At 63.9% G+C, this 20,891-nt stretch carries 20 protein-coding genes; 11 read left to right on the top strand and 9 right to left on the bottom strand.

The features are described from left to right. Positions 1-166: 166 nt before the first annotated feature. The 3 genes from F8E02_RS06375 to F8E02_RS06365 all read left to right on the top strand — a co-directional run bounded on the left by F8E02_RS06375 (position 167) and on the right by F8E02_RS06365 (position 2,186). The gene (locus F8E02_RS06375; protein ID WP_317064652.1) at positions 167-1,147 is read left to right on the top strand and encodes a proline iminopeptidase-family hydrolase; all 981 of its coding nucleotides are present in this window, start codon (positions 167-169) and stop codon (positions 1,145-1,147) included. Beyond that, positions 1,095-1,505, top strand: a complete 411-nt coding sequence (locus tag F8E02_RS06370; RefSeq protein WP_317064651.1) for a TOBE domain-containing protein — start codon at positions 1,095-1,097, stop codon at positions 1,503-1,505. Before F8E02_RS06375 ends, F8E02_RS06370 begins: the two co-directional genes overlap by 53 nt. Positions 1,506-1,688: 183 nt before the next feature. Then, complete coding sequence (locus F8E02_RS06365; RefSeq protein WP_317064650.1) at positions 1,689-2,186, top strand: hypothetical protein; 498 nt, start codon at positions 1,689-1,691, stop codon at positions 2,184-2,186. Positions 2,187-2,543: 357 nt separating this feature from the next. Here the strand turns inward: F8E02_RS06365 and F8E02_RS06360 are convergent, their stop codons facing one another. After that, positions 2,544-2,987, bottom strand: a complete 444-nt coding sequence (locus F8E02_RS06360) for an SET domain-containing protein (RefSeq protein WP_317064649.1) — start codon at positions 2,985-2,987, stop codon at positions 2,544-2,546. A 199-nt stretch (positions 2,988-3,186) separates the two neighbouring features. Between F8E02_RS06360 and F8E02_RS06355 the strand changes: the two genes are divergently transcribed. Together F8E02_RS06355 and F8E02_RS06350 are read left to right on the top strand one after the other, a co-directional pair. Then, positions 3,187-4,098 carry an ABC transporter ATP-binding protein gene (locus F8E02_RS06355; RefSeq protein WP_317065158.1) on the top strand — a complete coding sequence of 304 codons (912 nt, stop codon included), beginning with the start codon at positions 3,187-3,189 and terminating at the stop codon, positions 4,096-4,098. A 7-nt stretch (positions 4,099-4,105) separates the two neighbouring features. Beyond that, a complete protein-coding gene (locus tag F8E02_RS06350; protein ID WP_317064648.1) occupies positions 4,106-4,873 on the top strand; it encodes an ABC transporter permease in 768 nt (255 codons plus the stop codon). Positions 4,874-4,998: 125 nt separating this feature from the next. On the opposite strand, the gene F8E02_RS06345 is transcribed toward F8E02_RS06350, so the two are convergent. Together F8E02_RS06345 and F8E02_RS06340 are read right to left on the bottom strand one after the other, a co-directional pair. Next, the gene (locus F8E02_RS06345; protein WP_317064647.1) at positions 4,999-5,175 is read right to left on the bottom strand and encodes a CxxC-x17-CxxC domain-containing protein; all 177 of its coding nucleotides are present in this window, start codon (positions 5,173-5,175) and stop codon (positions 4,999-5,001) included. A gap of 40 nt (positions 5,176-5,215) precedes the next feature. After that, the gene (locus F8E02_RS06340) at positions 5,216-5,392 is read right to left on the bottom strand and encodes a CxxC-x17-CxxC domain-containing protein (RefSeq protein WP_317064646.1); all 177 of its coding nucleotides are present in this window, start codon (positions 5,390-5,392) and stop codon (positions 5,216-5,218) included. 328 nt (positions 5,393-5,720) lie between these two features. Here F8E02_RS06340 and F8E02_RS06335 point away from each other — a divergent pair, with 328 nt between their 5' ends. From F8E02_RS06335 to F8E02_RS06325, 3 genes are all read left to right on the top strand, one after another. Continuing rightward, the gene (locus F8E02_RS06335) at positions 5,721-7,712 is read left to right on the top strand and encodes a methyltransferase domain-containing protein (protein WP_317064645.1); all 1,992 of its coding nucleotides are present in this window, start codon (positions 5,721-5,723) and stop codon (positions 7,710-7,712) included. 107 nt (positions 7,713-7,819) lie between these two features. Beyond that, positions 7,820-8,734 (top strand): nitrogenase cofactor biosynthesis protein NifB, encoded by a 915-nt coding sequence (gene nifB, locus F8E02_RS06330; protein WP_317064644.1) that lies wholly within the window; start codon positions 7,820-7,822, stop codon positions 8,732-8,734. A 24-nt stretch (positions 8,735-8,758) separates the two neighbouring features. Further along, positions 8,759-9,616 carry a DNA-3-methyladenine glycosylase family protein gene (locus tag F8E02_RS06325; protein WP_317064643.1) on the top strand — a complete coding sequence of 286 codons (858 nt, stop codon included), beginning with the start codon at positions 8,759-8,761 and terminating at the stop codon, positions 9,614-9,616. 3 nt (positions 9,617-9,619) lie between these two features. Here the strand turns inward: F8E02_RS06325 and F8E02_RS06320 are convergent, their stop codons facing one another. Both F8E02_RS06320 and F8E02_RS06315 read right to left on the bottom strand, forming a co-directional pair. Beyond that, the gene (locus F8E02_RS06320) at positions 9,620-10,072 is read right to left on the bottom strand and encodes a hypothetical protein (protein WP_317064642.1); all 453 of its coding nucleotides are present in this window, start codon (positions 10,070-10,072) and stop codon (positions 9,620-9,622) included. Between the two features lie 226 nt (positions 10,073-10,298). Continuing rightward, positions 10,299-11,525 carry an adenosylhomocysteinase gene (locus tag F8E02_RS06315; protein ID WP_317064641.1) on the bottom strand — a complete coding sequence of 409 codons (1,227 nt, stop codon included), beginning with the start codon at positions 11,523-11,525 and terminating at the stop codon, positions 10,299-10,301. A 478-nt stretch (positions 11,526-12,003) separates the two neighbouring features. Here F8E02_RS06315 and hisF point away from each other — a divergent pair, with 478 nt between their 5' ends. Continuing rightward, positions 12,004-12,810, top strand: a complete 807-nt coding sequence (gene hisF, locus F8E02_RS06310; RefSeq protein WP_317064640.1) for an imidazole glycerol phosphate synthase subunit HisF — start codon at positions 12,004-12,006, stop codon at positions 12,808-12,810. On the opposite strand, the gene pheT is transcribed toward hisF, so the two are convergent. The 4 genes from pheT to endA are packed head-to-tail and all read right to left on the bottom strand — an operon-like array spanning position 12,767 to position 18,135. Next, on the bottom strand, positions 12,767-14,407 hold the full coding sequence (pheT, locus tag F8E02_RS06305) for a phenylalanine--tRNA ligase subunit beta (RefSeq protein WP_317064639.1): 1,641 nt from the start codon (positions 14,405-14,407) through the stop codon (positions 12,767-12,769). The genes hisF and pheT overlap by 44 nt on opposite strands. Before the next feature lies 1 nt (position 14,408). Beyond that, positions 14,409-15,854, bottom strand: a complete 1,446-nt coding sequence (gene pheS / locus F8E02_RS06300) for a phenylalanine--tRNA ligase subunit alpha (RefSeq protein WP_317064638.1) — start codon at positions 15,852-15,854, stop codon at positions 14,409-14,411. Positions 15,855-15,857: 3 nt separating this feature from the next. After that, a complete protein-coding gene (locus tag F8E02_RS06295) occupies positions 15,858-17,114 on the bottom strand; it encodes a tryptophan--tRNA ligase (RefSeq protein WP_317064637.1) in 1,257 nt (418 codons plus the stop codon). Between the two features lie 10 nt (positions 17,115-17,124). Then, positions 17,125-18,135 carry a tRNA-intron lyase gene (endA, locus tag F8E02_RS06290; RefSeq protein WP_317064636.1) on the bottom strand — a complete coding sequence of 337 codons (1,011 nt, stop codon included), beginning with the start codon at positions 18,133-18,135 and terminating at the stop codon, positions 17,125-17,127. A gap of 221 nt (positions 18,136-18,356) precedes the next feature. On the opposite strand from endA, the gene F8E02_RS06285 reads away from it, so the two are divergent. Continuing rightward, entirely contained in the window at positions 18,357-19,544 is a 1,188-nt protein-coding gene (locus F8E02_RS06285) for an RNA-guided endonuclease InsQ/TnpB family protein (protein WP_317064635.1), read from the top strand. Positions 19,545-19,619: 75 nt separating this feature from the next. Beyond that, a complete protein-coding gene (locus tag F8E02_RS06280; protein ID WP_317064634.1) occupies positions 19,620-20,834 on the top strand; it encodes a hypothetical protein in 1,215 nt (404 codons plus the stop codon). Positions 20,835-20,891 lie beyond the last annotated feature (57 nt).

The raw sequence follows: 20,891 nt of genomic DNA, 5'->3' as shown, positions 1-20,891 counted from the left end.
CGAAGGTGAAGGGGCGCCGGAGAACCGTCGGGGACTCTGGTTCGTTTCGGAACTTTTGTAGAGATGCCCCGACAAACAATCTTCAGAGCACATACCGGAAAGGCGGCCGGGATCAGGCCGGGCATACCGGGGTTCGACCATGCCAGACAGGTACCGGGGATATCTCATGCTGCTACTCTTTTTTACGGCTGCAGCGGCGCTGCTCGCGCTCTGCATCACGACAGACGGAACGGACGACCGATCGAACGTCTCCATAACGAAGTCCGGGGGCGACACCCATGAAGGCTACATCGACGTCACCGGCGGCCGCGTCTGGTTCAGGGTCGTCGGCAGGAGCAGCGCCGGAACGCCCCTCCTGGTCCTCCACGGGGGGCCGGGGGCATCGCACGACTACCTTGAGCCGCTCGAGGCCCTCGCGGACGAGAGGCCGGTCGTCTTCTACGACCAGCTCGGCTGCGGGAACTCCGACCGGCCCGACGACCCCTCCCTCCTGACGGTGGAGCGCTACGTCGCGGAGGTCGGCGAGGTCCGCGACGCGCTCGGCCTTCGCCGGGTGCACCTCCTCGGCCAGTCCTGGGGAGGAGGGCTCGCAGCCGCATACGCGCTCTCCCCGGAGTCCGACGGCGTGGAGAGCCTGATCCTCTCCGCGCCCCTCCTGGATACCGGCCGGTGGATCGCCGACCAGCAGGCGTACCTGGCGGCGTTCCCCGAAGAGATCCAGGAGACCGTCCGAAAAGCCGAGTCGACCGGGAACTTCGACACCCCAAAATACCAGGAGGCGATGGGGGCATACTACGCCCGGCACGTCTGCAGGCTCCCCGCCTGGCCCGACTGCCTGAACAGGACGTTTGAGAAACTCTCCCTCCCGGTCTATCTCGGCATGTGGGGGCCGAGCGAGTTCACCTGTACCGGAACGCTCCGGACGTTCAACGTCACCGGCCGGCTCGCCGATATCCCGGTCCCGGTGCTCTTCACCTGCGGGGAGCACGACGAAGCGCCGCCCGCGACCCTGGCATATTTCCAGAGTCTGGTGCCGGGATCGGAACTGGCGGTCTTTGAAGACGCCTCGCACGAGCACCATCTCGAAGCCACCGATGCCTACCTCGCCGCCGTGCGGGAGTTCATGCGCCGGATCGATGCGGCATGACCCGGGGCGCGTACGGCCCCGCCAATTTTTACACCCCCATCAAGGGGAGAGAGCAGATCACAGTAATCGGCCCTCGTTCACCACGGTCTCCTGCACGGTTTCGGAGATCGAAACTTATATGGTTCAGGCTGCCGGACCGCGGTGCGCCATGAAATTGAGCGCAAGAAACCAGCTCCCGGGAAGAGTAAAGGCTGTGAATGAAGGCGTCGTCACCGCGGAGGTCGTCATTGCTCTGGACGGCGGCGGGGAACTCACTGCGGTCATCACAAAGAAGTCCGTGGAGGAACTCGGGCTTGCCGCCGGTAAAGCGGTCTACGCCGTGGTGAAGTCGACAGAGGTGATGGTTGCCGTCGACTGAGAGACCCGTTCACCCGGCAGAAGCGGCGAGCCCCGGCCCGCATAGAACATTGAGAAGTCTCGTCCCGTACAGGCAGCCACGGATCGGCCTGTGCGGCTCATGGATCCAGAGAGCGGCAACGCATAAATATCCCGGCAACGCTCCCCGGCGTAAGTTCCCCGGGAGCGCCGGGGCACCGGCATTATGGCACGAGAATACTCCCCCCTCCTGGTCGCGGCCCTCCTCTGCGTCGCGCTCACCGGCACCGTCGTCCTCTACGGACTCCTCATGGACGAGGTCGCACCCCGCGGACAGCCGGAACCGGTGCAGGAGGGACCCGGAAGACCGGTCATGACGGGAAGACCGGTGACGGGCGCGTCCGGCTCGTTCTCGATCAGCGTGACGCCCGCAACCGCCACGGCCCGGTCCGGCGACGCGATCAGGTTCACGCTCACGGTGCTGCCCGAGAACGGCTTCTCCGAGCCCGTACAGGTCAGGGTCTCCGCTACGGCGCTCGGGGGCGTATACCGCGACACCCGTGACCTTGCCATGGTCTCCCCGCCCTACCCTCCGCTCAGGTACGAGTTCGCAGCCCCCGATCTCCCGCCCCTCGTCTCCACGGCGAGGGTGGACGCCACGGTGACCGCGAGCGGCGGCGGTCTCGTGCGGACCGAGCAGGTGCAGCTGGTCATCAGGAGGTAGACACCGGCTGCGGCCGGGTCGGGCTACGGGGTGAGAGAGAGCCGGGATATCCACCCGTACGGCCGGAATCCCCGCTGCCGCCGCAGGTCTTCCTCCGGCCCCGAAGATCTCCTCGAGATAAAGGAAGTTCCCCGAGGGTTCAATCCGGCGGCAGGACCTCCCCGGGAGACGGCAGGCGGCAGGAGAACTATAGAGGCGCCCCCGGACCACCGGTGATCCCCGGATACCCCCGGGATTCCACTGGAGATCCCGGCACCCTCCCTGTAGTAACCGGGAGGTCATCCCCATGAGCCGATCTACGGTTCAGGCAACCCCCGGCATGGGAGGGCCGGGATCTCCGTGAAAACCGGGCGGGGGTTATTCACCCTCGTCCGCCACGTCGAACCAGACCGGGTCGGGGCAGTCGGGCCGGCCGCCGTAGTTGATGGTGATCTCCTCGCCCCGCCGGATACCGCGGTGAGCGTAGATACGGATCTGGCCCCTCGCGACGTCGCAGACGTGATCCGCGTTTGCATGGTAGGAGTGATTGAAGAGCGACCCGTAGCCGAGCGCAACGGCGGCCAGTTCCTGGTGCTCTCCCCACGCGAAGTAGTAATCGAAGAGATGCGTCTTATCAAGGAGTTCCTGTTCGTCCGCCCCGCCGAGCACGATCACCGGGCAGACCTCGATCAACTCGCCGGCCGCAAGATCCCTGCGGGCGAAGATCCCGCGGCCGCGGTTGTCCGTCGAACCGACATATATCGCGTCGGACGGGTAGATGGCCCTGCCCGCCCCGGCGTATCCCTCAGCACCGTCGATCATGGTATCATCGCATCCAGATGAATTACAATACTCGGTTCTCTCCGGGCAAAAAGAGTGCGGGACGCAGGGCGGGGCGGAGAGAATTCCGGCCCGGCCCTCCGGGATCGGCGTGCATGCACGCGGGGGAGGGCCGGGTAGCAGGCAGGCGAAAGAATGTTCTATCGGCACGACCTCATGACCTCCCAGGGAGGAAGAAACAATCGGAGACATCATCGTAGCCCGCGACCTCTTCAAGCGGTTTGAGGATCTCACCGCGGTCGACCGCATCAACTTTCACGTCAGGAAGGGAGAGGTATTCGGATTTCTCGGCCCGAACGGGGCAGGAAAGACGACGACCATGAAGATGATCCAGTGCATCTCCCCGAAATCCAGCGGCACCCTGCAGGTCTTTGGGCTGGATACGGATACGCACCCGCGGGAGATCAAGAACCGCCTCGGCGTGGTGCCCCAGGAGACCAATCTCGACCCCGACTTCTCGGCCTACCGGAACCTGCTCGTGTACGCCCGCTACTTCGGCATCGAGAAGCAGGAGGCGGAACGCCGGGCGGAAGAACTCCTCACGTTCATGCAGCTTGAGGAGAAGCGGGACGTCCTGATCGAGAAGCTCTCCGGCGGGATGAAACGGCGGCTGATCATCGCCCGGGCCCTGATCAACGCACCCGAACTGCTCATCCTCGACGAGCCCACCATCGGCCTCGACCCGCAGGCGCGGCACCTGATCTGGGAGAAACTCCGGAGCCTTCAGGCGCAGGGGAACACCCTCGTCCTCACCACGCACTACCTGGACGAAGCCGAGCGGCTCTGCGACCGGCTTGTGATCATGGACCACGGGAAGATCCTCGTCGAAGGGCCCCCGGCAGACCTCATCAGGGAGCATGCGGGGGGCGAGGTCGTCGAAGTCGAGCGGACGGAGAAGGTGGTCGCCCGCTTGAACGACCTCGGCGTGGACTACGACCCTGCCGGCGATCAGCTCCAGATCTTCACGGACCGCCCCCACGACGTGGCACGCGACCTCCTCGAGGTCTGCCGGCACGAGGCGGCGGTGACCGTCCGCCCTGCGACCCTTGAGGACGTCTTCCTGCGGCTGACAGGCCGCACCCTGCGGGAGTGAGCGGACCATGATCGATATCTCCGGCAGGGTGCAAAGCGTCTGGCGGAGGAACTGGGACGCCTTCATCAGGACCTACCGGGTGAACTTCATCCCCCCGTTCGTCGAGCCGGTCCTCTACCTCCTGGCGCTGGGGTTCGGCCTCGGCACCTACGTCGAGGCGGTCGACGGGATACCCTATCCGGTCTTCATCGCGCCGGCGCTCGTCTCGATATCGGTGATGTACTCATCCTTCTTCGAGTGCACCTACTCGTCGTTCGTCCGGATGTACTACCAGAAGACGTTTGACGCCATCATCGCCACACCGGTCAGCATCGACGAGGTGATCGCGGGGGAGATGTTCTGGGGCGCCACCCGGGGCGCGATCTACGCAACACTGATGCTCCCGGTCCTCCTCCTCTTCGACGTCGTGGCCATGCCGTCGTCCCTCCTCCTCATCCCCTTCGCCTGCCTGGCCGGCCTCCTCTTCGCAGCCATCGGGATGTGCTTCACGGCGATCACGCCGGGCATCGACGCGCTGAACTACCCCTCGTTCCTCTTCATCACCCCGATGTTCCTCTTCTCGGGGACGTTCTTCCCTCTGGAACTGCTCCCGGAGCCGATCCGGTACTTCGCCCTCGCCGTGCTCCCGCTCACGCACGTCGTCAGCATCAACCGGGCAATCACCCTCGCGGCGTTTGCGCCGGCAAACCTCCTCAACCTCGCCTGGATAGCAGTCGCGACCGTGGTCTTCTTCGTCCTTGCCATCAGGCTGATGCGGAGGCGGCTGATCGTCTAGACGCAGGGCGGGGAGGCGAACCGGCCTATCGGTCGCGGGAAGGGGCAGCAAGCGTCAGGCATGGACTACGGCAGGAGAACTCTTAAAGGCGGCACCCGGAAGATGCAGCCGGAAAAAGAATAGGGTTAGAATCTGGGCTTTCTGTGCTTCGGGAGGCAGTCGCGGCAGTAGACGGGCCGACCCTCCGTGGGCTTGAAAGGAACTTCGCACGCTTTGCCGCAGTCGGCGCAGACTGCCTTATGGAACTCGCGGGGGCCGTCCTGGAACGAGCGCGGACCCCGGCTCGGATATCTCTCATCCATTGGAATATCACTCACATTGAGAAATTTTATTCACAGACACTCAGTACCGGGGCTTCCTGTGCTTCGGGAGGCAGTCGCGGCAGTAGACGGGCCGGCCTTCCGTGGGCTTGAAAGGAACTTCGCACTCTTTGCTGCAGTCGGAACAGACTGCTTTATGGAACTCGCGGGGGCCGTCCTGGAACGAGCGGGGACCCCGGCTCGGATATCTCTCATCCATATTATTCAACCATGCAGATAGGTCTGCACATATACAACTACCTGCCTCCATATATATGTGCGTCTCCCCGATCCGGCCGGGTCTGATGGCACAGGATCGCCCATCAGCCCGGCCCCGGTCACCCCGGTGCGTGATGACGTTTCACGGAGACAAAAGCCCCCGCTAACGTGGCTGATTACTCCGGTAGAGAGAAATATGACACAATGCTTTTATCGCTACTATCCTACCGATTGATCACCCAAGTATGGCAGACTTTGACCAAACTCTTCTGCAGTCCGGCGATATGTCGGTTCCATCCCGGAGATGGGGCTAGGGTGAGTGGCTCAGCATGACCGACGATATCCGCACGGACGAACCCCCCGATAGCAAGCGCAAAGGAAAACACCAGGACAGACGGACGATCGGTCCGGTCCCGAACCTTGAGGAGCATGTCAAATCCGACTGGTGGAGAGGTATCTTCAACCACCTCTACCTGAAGACCGACGGCGACGTCGTCGACGACCAGCGGATCACTGAAAAAGAGATCGACAGGTTCGCGCAGGTCCTGCACCTCCAGCCGGAGGAGAAGGTCCTCGACCTCTGCTGCGGCCAGGGCAGGCACACGCTCGAACTCGTCCGCAGGGGTTACAACGCCGAGGGCCTCGACCAGTCGCACTACCTGATCCAGCGGGCCCGCTCGACCGCAAAGCGGGAGGGGCTCTCGGTCCGGTTCAGAGAGGGAGACGCGCGCCGGCTGCCCTACCGTACCGACACCTACGACACCGTCCTCATCCTCGGAAACAGCTTCGGCTACTTCGACTCGGTCGAGGAAGACCTGAGGATCCTCGCCGAGATCCGGCGCATCCTCAAACCCCGGGGGAGAGTGCTCCTCGACGTGGCCGACGGCGAGTACTTAAAAGAGCGCTTCCAGGCGAGGTCGTGGGAGTGGATCGACGGGAAGATGTTCGTCTGCAGGGAGCGGTCCCTCTCCCTCGACGGACAGCGCCTGATCTCGAGGGAGGTGATCACCGACGTCGAGAAGGGCGTCGTGGCCGACCAGTTCTACGCCGAACGCCTCTACACTCCCGACGCACTCCGGCACCTCCTTGAGAAGGCGGGGTTCTCCGGCATCACCTTCCACGAGATCGCCACTGAGTCGCAGCGCAACCAGGACCTCGGCATGATGGAGCGGCGCCACATCGTCACCGCGGTCGTCAGGAAGGAGTGGTCGTCGGCGAAAGCGAAAGGCCAGGAGAGGGCAAAGCACGTCGCGGTCGTCCTCGGCGACCCGGCAAAGCCCGATGCCCTGAAACCCTCCTGCACCTTCGACGACGACGACTTCTACACCATCGACCAGATGAAGGCCGCCCTCCGGGAACTCGCGGGCTACCGGTTCTCCTTCATCTCCAGGCACGACAGCATGATCCAGGACTTCGGGAAGCTGAAGGGGAAGGTGGACTACGTCTTCAACCTCTGCGACGAGGGGTTCAACAACGACCCGAGAAAGGAACTCCACGTGCCGGCGCTCCTCGAGATGCTCGATATCCCCTACACGGGGTCAGGGCCGCAGTCGCTTGCGTTCTGCTACGACAAGTCGCTCGTCCGCGGCGTGGCAAAAGAGATGGGGATCCCGGTGCCGGACGCCTGCTTCGTCACCCCCGGCGACCGCACCTACGACGTCGGGATGAAACTCCCCGTGATCGTCAAGCCGAACGCGGGAGACTCCTCCTTCGGCATCACCCGGAAGAGTATCGCCCATACCATCGAAGAGCTCTCCGACGTCATAGGATCGCTCAGAAAGACGCTCGGATACGACTGTTCGCTCCTGGTCGAGGAGTTCCTCACGGGGAAAGACATCAGCGTCGGGATCATCGGGAACCCTTCGGGGTACTGTACGGTGCTTCCCATCACCGAGGAGGACTACTCCGCGCTGCCCCCGGAACTTCCGCGGATCTGCGGGTATGAGGCGAAGTGGCTTCCGGACTCGCCGTACTGGAAGATCGTGTCGAGGCCGGCGGATCTCCCCGAGCAGACCGAGAAACTGGTCGTGCAGTGCTGCCTCGCCCTCTTCAGGCGCCTCGAGTGCCGCGACTACTGCCGGTTCGACTGGCGCCTCGACGAGCACGGCAACCCGAAGCTCCTCGAGGTCAACCCGAACCCCGGCTGGTGCTGGGACGGGCACCTCGCGAAGATGGCGAAGTACGCGGACCTCTCCTACTCCGCGATGCTTGCCCGTATCCTGAAAGCCGCGGAAGACCGGTTCGGCATGGAGCAGGAGAGGGGTCTGCGGGAGGCCGAACGCGGGACCTCCCTCCCCGACCTCACCCGCGAGACGGCCTGACCCACCCCATTTTTTTGTAACGGAGCCGGAGCAGTCAAAGCGGGCACGGGACCGGCCCGCCGGCACCCATCAGTATATAATATCCTCCGACGCATAGATCACATAATATGGCCGACGAATCGTACCGGACCGCGACGGTCCAGGGGAGGGAGGTCCCCTACGATCCGGAGCAGCTGCGCAAGATCAGCGAGCACCCCTGCTACTCGGATAAAGCGTGCCACTCCTTCGGGCGGTGTCACCTCCCTGTCGCTCCGAAGTGCAACATCCAGTGCAACTACTGCGTGCGGGACTTCGACTGCGTGAACGAGAGCCGGCCGGGCGTGACGAGCCGGGTCCTCCCGCCGGAGGAGGCGCTCGACCTTGTCCGGAAGGTCATGAAGGAGCACCCCTACGTGAAGGTTATCGGCATCGCAGGGCCGGGCGAGCCGCTCGCGAACCCCGAGACCTTCGAGGCGCTCCGGCTGGTCCACGAGGAGTTCCCGGACCTGATCATGTGCATCAGCACGAACGGTCTCATGCTCCCCGAGTCGATCGAGGAGCTTGCGAAGTACGATGTCGGGAACGTCACGGTCACGCTCAACGCCATCGACCCTGCGATCGGGGAGAAGATCTACTCCTGGGTCGATTACAAGGGGAAGAAGTACCACGGGCGCGAGGCGGCGGAGCTCCTCCTCTCCCAGCAGATGAAGGGGATCGAGATGGCGGTTGCAAAGAAGATGTTCGTCAAGATCAACACCGTCTACATCCCCGGGATCAACGACGAGCATATCCCCGAGATCGCAAAGAAGGCCGGTGAGATGGGAGCGTTCACCTTCAACGTCATACCGCTCATCCCGCAGTACAAGTTCGCCGGGGTCACCCCGCCCACGCCTGCGGAGAAGCGGGAGATGCAGGACCGGTGCGCCCAGTACATCAAGCAGATGCGCCACTGCGCGCGTTGCCGGTCGGACGCGATCGGGAAGCTCGGCCAGGACGTCCAGTCCTGCGTGTACCAGCAGATGAAGGATGAGAAGGCAGAGTAACCGACCCTTTTTTTCCGGCCGGCCATGACGGCGATAACGCTCCGGCCGGATCAGCCGTTTGACCTCGACCTGACGCTCTCCTGCGGGCAGGCCTTCCGCTGGGAGAAGGCGGAGGGGTGGTGGCAGGGGGTCGCCTGCGGCCGGGCTCTCCGGATACGGCAGGATGCAGACCGGCTCACGTTTGAGGGAGCGGATGCAGGCTTCGTCCGCGACTACTTCCGGCTCGACCAGGACCTCCCCGCCGTCCTCGCATCCATCGACCGCGACCCGGCGATCGGTGCCGCCATCAGAGAGTGCCGCGGTCTCCGGCTTGTGAAGCAGCAGCCGTGGGAGTGCCTGGTCTCCTACATCTGCGCCACGAACACGAACATCCCGGCGGTGAAGCGGCGGGTCGGGCTGATGGCGGAGCGCTACGGAGAGCCGATAGACGGGCCCTTCGGCACGGCACACGCCTTTCCGGAGCCGCAAGCGCTCGCGGAGGTCACCTGCGCGGACCTGTGGGACTGCAAGCTCGGCTACCGGACGGAGTCCGTCCGGAGAGCCGCCGCCTTCGCGACAGAGAACCCGGACTGGGCGGAGCGGGTCGCCGCCATCCCATTCGAGGAGGCACGGGAAGCGCTGATGGAGTTCCGGGGGGTCGGGCCGAAGGCGGCAGACTGCGTTCTGCTCTTTGCGTTCGGGTTCTTTGAGGCGTTCCCGGTCGACGTCTGGATACGCCGGATCGTAGGGGAGGCGTATCTCCCCGGCCTCACGGGGAAGAACTGCACCCCGGCGGAGTACGACCGGATCCGGCGATTTGCCCGGGAGCACTTCGGAGAGTACGCCGGATACGCGCAGGAGTACCTCTACTGCGCGCGGGGTCCGGCGCGGCGAGCGGCCTGAGGCTCACTTCTTCCGGCGGATCCGCTCCCGGACGAGGCAGGCCGCCGCGAGCAGGACGAGGATAGCGAGACCGATGAGGCCGATATGCACCCCGGTCACCGAGAAGACGGACGGTGCTGTGGCGAGAGCGACCCTGCCCGTTGCCAGGGGCGGGACGAATACCCTGCCGCTGCCGGGAGGCTCGTGCCGGAGCATCGTCGTGTTGTAGAGATGCGACCTCACCTCAGGAGGCATGTCCTCCAGGAACCCGGGGCAGACCTGCTCGTAGTACTCGCCTACGGATGCGTTCTGCTCGAGCATCTGCCGGTATATCAGTGAGTGCGACTCGTTGAACGGGCACTCGATCGGGATCTCCCCGCCCACGGTCTCCCCTGCGACCGATAACGGCAGGAGAGCGGCAATCGCGAGCAGCGCCGGGAGCAGTACGTATCCTTGCTTCTTCATGATCGTTCTCATACAGGAGTGTCCCCTCCCGGCGGCACGAGAGCCGCAACCCGTGATGATGGTACGGCGAACCGGCTATTTCCGGGCCAGTCAGCCAGGGGTCAGGCATCCGGACGATAGTTCGTTATGAATGCCCGGCGTATAAAGCCGTTCCGGAACACCCGCCCGCCGCAGACGGCGTATCGATCCCGCGGGTCTATGCAGGGATTCCTGCGTCAAAAAAGAGAAGGAGGGCGAATTACGTCCCGATGGTCCAGCTGCCCATATATGTTTCCTGTTCGGGCGTCAGCCGGTCGATCGAGATGCCGAGCGTGGCAAGTTTCAGCCGCGCTATCCCCTCGTCGATGGCGGACGGGACGTCGTGGACGCCCGGAGCGAGCTCGCGGCCATGCTTCGCGATATACTCCGCGGAGAGTGCCTGGACGGCGAAACTCAGGTCCATCACCTCGACGGGGTGGCCCATCCCCTTCGGCGTCGCGAGGTTCACGAGCCTCCCTTCGGCGAGGACGTGGACGGCCTTACCGCCGAGGAGGTAGGTGTCGATGCCGTCGCGGCGGACGGTCGAGTCAGCGTGCGCTGCGAGCCACTCGACGTCGATCTCGACGTTGAAGTGGCCGGCGTTCGCGAGGATCGCGCCCTCCTTCAGGTTCGGGAAGTGGCGCTCCGTGATGATGCTCGCGTTGCCGGTGGTGGTGACGAAGATGTCGCCGAGGGGCGCCGCATCGTCCATCGTCATGACGTCGAACCCGTCCATGTGCGCCTGGAGCGCCCGCCGGGGGTCCACCTCGGTCACGATGACGCGGGCGCCGAGGCTCCGCGCCTTCTGCGCAAGCCCACGGCCGCAGTAGCCGTAGCCGGCGACGACGAACCGCTTGCCCGCGATGAGGATGTTGGTGGTGATCATGATCGAGGAGAGTGCGCTCTCCCCGGTGCCGTGGACGTTGTCGAAGAAGTGCTTCATCGGGGTGTCGTTGACGGCCATGACCGGGAACTTGAGCGCCCCGTCCCGCGCCATCGCGCGGAGCCGGTGGATGCCGGTCGTGGTCTCCTCGCACCCGCCGATGACCGCATCGAGCACCTCCTGCCGCTCGGTGTGGATGCGGAAGATCAGGTCCATACCGTCGTCGATGGTGATCGCCGGCCGGGCATCGAGCACCCGGTCGATGGCCCCGTAATACTCCTCGACGCCGGCCCCGCGGCGGGCATACGAATGGATCCCCTCGCGGGTGTTGAGCGCCGCCGAGACGTCGTCCTGGGTCGAGAGGGGGTTGCATCCCGTGATATGCACCTCTGCACCGCCCGCCGCCAGGGTCTCGACCAGCACCGCCGTCTTTGCCTCGACATGGAGGGCCATGCCGATAGTCATGCCGGCAAAGGGCTTCTCCTCGACAAAACGCTTCCGAATGGACGAGAGTACCGGCATGTACTGCCGCGCCCACGCTATTTTAAGATCTCCAGACTCCATGAAACCACCAGACCGGTAATCTGCCCGGATATTTCTCCGGATTGCGTGTAAAGGTATCTTTCGGGATTACTTAAACGTGAGGGATGCGACGGGCGGGAGCGTAGCGAGCGGCCGGAGCAGGAGCGCCGCCAGGTGCGACTTGCGGCGTTCCTTCAGGAGCGGAGCAGGAGCACCGCCAGGTGCGACTTGCGACGGGCGGGAGTATGAGCACTAAAAATGCAGAGTGCGACGGCCCGTCAGAACCAGAGCCCGACAGATCATCGAGCGCGAGACACGAACCTGCGGGACTGATGTGGGTGCTGACAGTCCCTTTCGCGCCCTTCGCGGCTTCGCGTGAGGCACTGGTGCAAGAGACAGCAAACGTCTCACGCGAAGACGCGAAGTCCATTGCTGACAACGATCTATGCTCCGCTCCTGGCGGAGCATCGCAAGTCGCACCTCGAAACCCTCATCACCTCCCGCTCCAAAACCACTACCCATGGTTCTGACCAAGCGGATCATCCCCTGTCTCGACCTCAAGGACGGGCGGGTAGTCAAAGGCACGCACTTCGTCGGGCTGCGCGACGCGGGCGATCCCGTCGAGCTCGCCCAGCGCTACAACGAGCAGGGTGCCGACGAGGTGGTCTTCCTCGACATCACCGCGACCCGGGAGAACCGGGGCACCATCATCGACGTCGTGCAGCGGGCCGCCGACCAGCTCTTCCTCCCGCTCACCGTCGGGGGCGGCATCCGGACGATCGACGACATGAAGCAGATCCTCCGGGCAGGCGCCGACAAGGTGAGCATCAACTCAAGCGCCGTTCAGGACCCCGAACTGATCTCGCGAGGGGCGGAGCGGTTCGGCACCCAGTGCATCGTCGTCGCGATCGATGTCCGGCGGAACTACGAGATGGCGCCGGGCCTGACCCCGGTCGCTCTCGGCGACGGCCGGGAGTGCTGGTACGAGGTCGTGACCCACGGCGGGAGCAGGCCGACAGGCATCGACGCCGTCGCCTGGGCGATAGAGGCCGAGGAGCGCGGGGCCGGCGAAGTCCTGCTCACCAGCATGGAGACGGACGGGACGAAAGAGGGGTTCGATATCCCGATCACGCGGGCGATCTCTGAGGGAGTCGGGATCCCGGTGGTCGCGAGCGGCGGTGTCGGGACGCTCGAGCACTTCTACGGCGGGTTCACAGAAGGAAAGGCCGACGCCTGCCTCGCGGCAAGCGTCTTCCACTACGGCGAGTTCACCGTCCGCCAGGTCAAGGAGTACCTGGCAGGACGGGGTATCCCGGTACGGCTCTGAGGTCGAGCGCGAACGCCGCGACCGGGTGCTCGAGCTCGAAGGCGTTCAGGACGGCGGGGTGAATCTCTCCAAACACCCCGACGATCTTTCCGTCGACGATGATATCTCCGCGGCGGCCGTCGAGGAACGCCGGATCCTCCGATTCACTGACCGTATAGGAGAGCGAGAGCTCCCGGCAGAGGACGTCCGCCGCCGCATACGCCTCGGAGAAGTCGGCGGCGGGGTGGATGCTCGCGGCTGCGACCATCTGGGAGGTGACGCAGTCCCTGACGACGTCGCCCGTCGCAAAGAGCCGTTGCGGGAGCTCGCGGTGCTTGTTCGCCTGGAGCATCTCCATCAGCAGCGCCAGGAGGTCGGTCCGGACCACCGTCTGCTCCTCGCTGATCGGGTGGAGCACCCGCAGGGTCCCCGGAGAGGGCTCCCGTTGCATCTTCGCATACAGCACCCGCTCGTTTGAGAGGGTGAACGGGATCACCTCGAGGTATCCAAGACCGGTCATCACCGACCGGATGGCCCTCGCCACGACGTTGATAGGGTGCTCCTTCCCGACCGTGGAGGTCGCCGGGAGGGCGGCATCGAAGTTCTCGAAGCCGTAGGCGATCGCCACGTCCTCAAAGACGTCCCAGTCGTGGAGGATGTCCGCCCGGTAGCAGGGGACGAGGACCCGGACTCTTCCGTCGCCGTCGGGCTCGGCCCCAAAGCGCATCCGGCGAAGAAGCCCGGCCATCTCCTCTGCCGTCAGGGAGAGGCCGAGGAGGGAGGCGCACTCCTCAAGCGAGACCGTCCGCTCCACGGGGGCAAGCGAGGGCATCTCCTCACCCTCGACGGTGACCGACTCGATCGTCGCCCCGGCCTCCGCAAGCGCCGTGCAGATGATGTTCACCGCCGTCATCACCGCCCTCCTGTCGGTGCCGGTGCAGTCGAGCAGGATGTTCTTCGTCGCCGTCGTCACCCTCGTCAACTCGCCGTTGATGATCGGCGGGAAGGAGAGCACCCGGTCTTTTGCATCGACGATCAGCGGGAACCTGTCGAACTTCTCCACCAGGTGAGCGTAGTCGCGGCCCTTCGGGTGGTCGGCGAGGATCTCCTCCATCGTCATCTCCTGCTCGAAATCGAGCGGGACGAAGGAGCGGTTCCGGGGCGAGGCGATGTAGCGGAACGGCGGCGTGACCGTATCGAGGTCGTGGACGCCGATCGCCACCTTGCCCCGTCCACGCCCGACCGCCCAGTGGAGGGCTTCCTGGAGGCCCATCAGGCTCTCGATGGATTCCTCGTCGAGGTTGACGTTCCGGATCACCGCCGAGCCGAGGTAGGGCCGGATCTCTGCGAGGCCCGGGTCGACCGCGAAGGTGATACCGGAGGGACGAATATCATAGGCCGGGAGACCCTCCTCGATACCGAGGAAACCCCGCATCGCGCGGGCGACGCCCTCGGGCGAGTAGAGGTCAGGCCGGTCGGGGAAGAGCTCGACGTCCACGTGGTCCTCCTCGATCCGTTCGATATCGGCCCCGATCATCGGGATGCGGTCGATGACCGTCTGCCGGTCGGCCCCGGTCAATCGTTCCAGGTACCGGTAGGGTAACGTAATAATTGCCATCTCACCGCCTCCCGCCGTAGGTGGGCATCTCCCGGATCCACTCGACGTCGCTCCGGTAGAGCTGCCGGAGATCCCGCAGGCCGAGCCGGAGCATCGCCACACGGCTGATGCCGAGGCCCCACGCGAGGACCGGGTGCTCGATCCCGAAGGGCGCGGTCACTTCCTGCCGGAAGATCCCCGCCCCGCCGAGTTCCACCCAGCCGAGCCCCTCGACGTAGACCTCCGGCTCCACGGAGGGCTCGGTGTAGGGGAAGTAGCCCGGCCGGAACCGGACCTTCTCAAAGCCCATCTTGGCGTAGAACTCTTTTAAGAAGCCGAGGAGGTGGCGGAAGTTGACCCCTTCGTCCATGACGATGCCCTCGAGCTGCTCGAACTCCGCAAGGTGCGTCGGGTCGATCGCCTCCCGCCGGTAGACCCGGCCGATGCAGAAGGCCCGCACCGGGGGGTTCGGGTTGCTCGCCAGGTGCTGGATGGAGAGGCTCGTCGTGTGGGTCCGGAGCACGCACTGTTCGGCCTTTGCCGCGCTCCAGGCGCCCCCCCATCCGGTCGAGGAGGTCTCGCCGCCGTGCTCGTGCATATCGCGGACGCGCTCGAATCCCTTCGGGAGCGGCCAGCGCTCGCCGAGGAAGAAGGTGTCCTGCATCTCCCGCGCCGGGTGGTCCTGCGGCTGGAAGAGGGCGTCGAAGTTCCAGAACGAACTCTGCACGATCCCGCCCGCCATCTCCTCAAATCCCATATCGAGGAGGATGCGGCGCATCTCTTCGATGAGGTGCTGGTAGGGGTGGACTTTTCCCGGGTAGGCGCGTTTCGGGAGTTTCGTGACGTCGTAACGCCGGAGGGGGACGTCCTTCCACGAACCGGAGAGGATCTGGTCGCGGGTGAGCGTGCCCGCCTCCTCCTGCAGGTCGAGCCCGCCGGCGAGGACCTCGCGGCCGAGAGGCGTGATCGCAACGGTGTAGGCGACGGTCTCGTCCTCCTCGACGAGGCCGCGCTTTGCGAGGTCGGCGACCCCGTCGCTATCCTCGATCGCACCGGTCTCGCCGAGCCGGGCAAACGCGACTTCGTCTGCCCCTGCGCCGGTGGCGCCGGTCTTCTGGACGATCCCGTCGCGGATGGCGATCCAGCCCTTCTTCCGCATCCAGCCGATCGCGATCTTTGCGAGCGGGTGGCTCTGGAGGTCCCGCATCGGGATGGTCTCTCCGAAACTCTCAAGCACCTGCCGCTCGGGAAGCCCCTGCCCCAGGTAGGCCCGTCCCTCTTCGGTCGGGACATACCGCCGGGAGACCTGTTTCTCCACGTCCACGAGCCCCCGCTCGCCGGCGAGGTTTGCATACTGCACCACCGCTTCCCGGCGCGAGTCCATGAGATCGGCGAGGGTGCCGGCATCGGCCGACCCTATAGATCCCAAGGCGACCAGGAGCCTCTTCTCGTTCAGCGTCAGTTCCACTCTTCACACCTCCTCTGCAAGGTGCTCGACCGCATCCATCTTCTCCCGCAGATCCACAAGGAACGCCTGGACACGCTCATACGTCTCTTTCTTGCACTGCCCGCAGGTGAGCTCCCCGCTCTCGCACCGCCGCGCGAGGTCGGCGAGTTCCACGTCGTCCTCGAGCATGTGGAAGAGGTTTAAGAGGTAGACCGAACAGACGTCGGGTTCGCCCCCAAGGCGCCGCTGCTCCTCGAGCGTCATCCGCCCGCCCGTCAGCGCACCCATGACCTTCTTCTTGACCGACTTCTCGGGCTCGTAGAAGCCGAACGAACTCTCGGGGACGCTGCTTGACATCTTCCCGCCCTGGAGACCCTGCATGAAGATGTGGTAGGTCGACGAGGGAGGATAGAACCCGAACCCGCCGTGGGCGATCTCGATCTTTCTCGCGGCCTCCTCGACGTGCCCCATCGCCACGCCGGTGACGTCCACGTGGCCCGCGTACTTCTTCGAGCCACGGAATGTACGGGCCACGGCCTCAAGTGCCGCCTCGGGGGCGTTCTTCGACCGGACGCTGATGTGGTCGCCGCGGTCCTCGACCGTGAACATTCTCAGTTTGTAGGCCACGTCGCGGGTGAGCCGGATGTGCGGGTCCTGGTCGAGGCCGACCGGGACGATCGTGGGGGCCGGGCCGGCGTCGAGCTGCGGGTAGAGGATGTCGGCCACCTGGGTGACGACGCTCATCGCGTGGGAGAGCGAGGTTTCGGGCCCGAATCCGTAGATCGCCGCGAGATCCGAGAAGTTCACCTTGATGGACGCCTCGAACGCGAGGTCTTTCAAGCGGTCGTTCTTGCTCTGGTAGTAGGTCGTGCCCTCGAACCCGAGGGCGTAGAGAGCCTTGAGATACTCCTTCCCGTACTCGCGGCACTTCTCCCACGACATGCCGCGGACCGCGTGCGCCTCCCGGTCGGCGATGGCGACATAACCGTTCCCGCCCTGCCGGACATGCCAGACGACCTCCTTCATCACCATCAGGTGCCCCAGATGCGGGAGGCCTGAGGGCATGAACCCGGTCAGCACGTGAAACGGGGTACGGTTCCGGATGGCGTCGACGATCAGGCCGTAGTCCCGGTGTCCGACGACGACACCCCTGCGCATAAACGGCGGTACCTCGGGAAGCCTTCGCGCGACCTCACCGACAGGCTCGATGCCGAACTCGGCAAAGAGTCGATCCACATCGACGGTCTGATTACTCGACCACGGGTTCATTCCGGATTGCATGGATTGACGCTCACAGTTTGATTCGGGCAAATTCGACGTACCTGATATCGGTATTGTATATGCAGGCAAACAACATCTTCTTTTTGACGCTGTGGGCAAGCCTGACCGAACGGGAGACGACGCTCATCGGCGTGGATGTCCCCGACGGAACGGCATGGACGAGCATCTCGGAGTGGGTCTTCTTCCCGGAGTAGACGCGGAAATGATGGCCGAACTTGTATCCCGTCCTTGGGATGTAGCCCTTCGCCCTGAGGTCGGAGAAGACCCGCTCTTTCTCGCGGATCTCGACGTCCTTCTCCGCTGCAGCATCGAGGAACTGCTCCGCGGCCATCAACTCCCCGTCCCGCACGACCGAGAGGCAGTTTTTGCGCATGAGGTAGATCGACTCGACGGGGCGGAGGAGCAGCCGCTCGGAGTCGAGCCGCTTCCCATACCAGTCCTCCTCGAGCGGGGTTCCCGGAGGCAGGTGCGCCAGCGCGTAGGTGCCGAAGAGAGAGGCCTGCACGGGCGTTCCGCACTCCGCCGGCTCCCCGACGCCGGGGAGGTCCTGCACCCGCACCTCGTAGTAGGTCAGCTCGTCCTCGTCGTCGACGACCGCAAGGAGGTACTGCTTGCGCATGTTGGCCGCGGCAAGCACGTCCTGGCTCAACTGGTCGTAGTCGATGAGGTCACGCTCGGAGAGGACCCGGATCAGGTACTGCGACTTCCCGACCCCGGGCTTGTGGCCGCGGCGGAAGACACGGAAGTCGTGCGGGCCGGGCTGGACCACGTATCCCCGCTCGCGGATGTCGCGGTAGACGAGGTACCTGCGGACAAAGTTCGGCTGGCCGGCAAAGAAGCCGAGCAGGGTGTCGAAGCCAAACTCCCGGACGTCGATCTTGTTACGCTCCATGAGGTAGAGCGCCTCTTCGGGAGAGAGGCGGAGACCGGTCCCCTCCGGCCTTCCGTAGCCGCCCTGCTCGTAGAACGTGCGCCCTTCACTCTTGAGACGCACCCAGGTTCCGTCGAATGTCGCCAACACGTGATAGAGCTATAGGGAGTTCACGCTCTTTAACTTGCGGGGGTGAAGGGGGCGGAGCGGGAAGTCCCCGGTCTTCAGGCCGGGGATGACACGGCACAACCCAGAAAGTTGTGCCTGTCAGGCAAATTTTCAATTTGCCGTGAAGCGGCGTCCACTTCCCAATTCACTTTCACCCCGCATGGATAACGTCTATCTCGCCATCCAACGAAGTTACAGCGTCGATGCTCCTCTCCTACAAGTACCGGGCATATCCTGACGCATCCACTGAGACACGGCTGAACAGTGCGCTCGATACCTGTCGGTGGCTCTACAACACACTTCTTGAAGAATGCAACACAGCTCGGGAGAACAGGATCACTCCGACGATGCGAGAAACACAGGCACGGATTGTCACGCTGAAAGATGAGAATCCATCTCTAAAGGGCGTTTACTCCAAAGTACTCCAGATGGTGAACTATGCTCTCTGGGGCAACATCGCTGCTCTCGCCCAGTCGAAGAAGAGAGGACGGAAGATCGGCAAACTCCGGTTCAAGAGCGCATTCCGGTATCGGACGCTCAACTACAACCAGTCCGGGTTCAAGATCGACCGGGAACACAGTATGATCACGTTCTCGAAGATCGGAGCGATCCCGTTCACCATGCACCGCCCGTATACCGGGAAGGTGAAGGGCGTCCTGCTCACCCGTCACGGGGATCGATGGTTTGTGATCGTTCAGGCAGAGCAAGAGTTTACCGGGTCAAAACGGGAAGGAAGGTCTGTTGGGATTGATGTCGGTCTGACCTTTTTTGCAGTCGATAGTGACGGTGCAATGGTCGAGAATCCCCGGTTCTATGAGTGTTCACTGTATACGATCAAGAAGTTGCAACAGAGCATTGCCCGAAAGAAACGGCTCTCGCAAAACTGGAAGAAGGCAAAGTGCAGGCTGGAGAAGGCCTATGATCATATCACAAACCAGAAAAAAGATTTCCTGCATAAACTCTCCCATCGGTACGTTGACACCTATGCAACGATCTGCGTCGAAAACCTGGATATCAAAGGTCTGAAGGAGAAAGGTAACTCTCCGAGACTACACAGGGGTATCCATGATGCTTCATGGGGACGATTCTATTCTTACCTTGCGTACAAGGCTGAAAGTGCTGGTACGAAATTTGTCAAAGTCGATCCCCGGAATACATCACAGATATGCGCAAACTGCGGAAGCATCGTGAAAAAAACACTCTCTGAGAGAGTTCACGAATGCCCATACTGTAGGTTTGTTGCTGATCGAGATTACAATGCTGCGGTGAATATTCACCGCGTGGGGATGGAACAGCCCTTCGAGCCGGTGGAGACAATACCGCTACATCACATCCCTGTGATGCAAGTGTTGTCCATGAAGCAGGAAGCCCCGCCCTTCAGGGCGTGGTAGTTCACTGGATTGCCGCCACAGCCATGACGAACCACTACGTTTTTCGCATGCCGGACCTCACCAGTGATCGATTCCATGACGAAAAGTTACCGATACGTCCGGCTGCCGGGGTCGATCGCAGCGGCACTGCTCATCGCGGTGATCCTGTCGGCCGCGGTTGTCTCTACAGCAGGAGCCGCCACGACGGTCGCCTGGAACGCGACGTTCTCGCCGGAGAACAACAGCAAGTTCGATGCCGTTGCACCGACCGCAGACGGCGGCTACATCGCTCTCGGCTCGACCCTCGCCGGGGCCGACGGGGGCAGGGAAGACCTGCTGCTCGTCAAGGCCGACGGCCGGGGCAATGAGGTCTGGGCCGGCAGGTTCCCCGGCATGGCGGCGGCCTCGGTTGCAGAGAGACCCGATGGCGGTTATATCGCCGGTGCCTACAACGTCTCGAGAGACTGGACCGCTGAAGTCTCCACCTACCAGGGCACCTCGTTCCTGATCTGGACCGATGCCGCCGGAGAGGAGATCCGGCGGCAGGTCCTGCCGAACGAAAAGGTCTCGGCAGTCAGGCCGACCGCCGACGGCGGCTACGTCGTCGTCGGGTGGCTCTGGAACCCGCCCGGAGCGGAAAACGACACGACGGCGATCATCACGAAGATCGACGGTGACGGGGCGCCGGTCTGGAACCGGACGTTCCCCGGCACCTCGGCAAACGCCGGCATCGTGACCGCCGACGGCGGATACGTCATCGGCGGCACGTCGTCGCCCTTCAACAACGATATCGGGGACGCCTTCCTCCTCCGCCTCGACGCCGACGGCAACACGCTCTGGCACAGGAACTATCAGGCCCCGGTCGTCCTCGATATCGCAGAGACCGGTGAGGGCGGGTTCGTGTATTCAGGAAACTACTGGTACGGACTCGTCGACTCGCAGGGCGAGGAGGTCTGGCTCAGGAACATGGAGGGTCTCACCGGCTACGCCGTCGCTCTGCGGCCCGCCGGAGGCTACATGATCGCCGGCACGGATCTCAGGAGCGGGGAAGCCTTCGCGTTCGGGACCGATCCGGAAGGGACGGTCCGGTGGAACACGACGTTCCCGGCCGCCGGCGCCTACACGGCCGAGAGTGTGCCGGGCGGCTACGTCCTCGCGGGCGTCCGGTACCTCTCGCCGACGACCAGCGCCGCCTGGCTGACCGGCCTTGAGGATGCCGGGGAACCCACGCAGGCAGCACCGGGATTCGGTGCGATCGTTGCCGGAGCGGCGCTCCTTCTCCTGCTCGCGGGACGGAAGATGCGGGGCTGATCCTCCAGGGGCCGGACCCCGGCCCCCTCAGACCTCTACCCTATTCTCATCTCAGTT

This window comes from Methanoculleus caldifontis, from assembly GCF_032842345.1.
Lineage (GTDB): Archaea > Halobacteriota > Methanomicrobia > Methanomicrobiales > Methanoculleaceae > Methanoculleus > Methanoculleus caldifontis.
The sequence above is the reverse complement of the archived record's forward strand: the minus strand, read 5'-3'. Positions and strand labels throughout refer to the sequence as shown.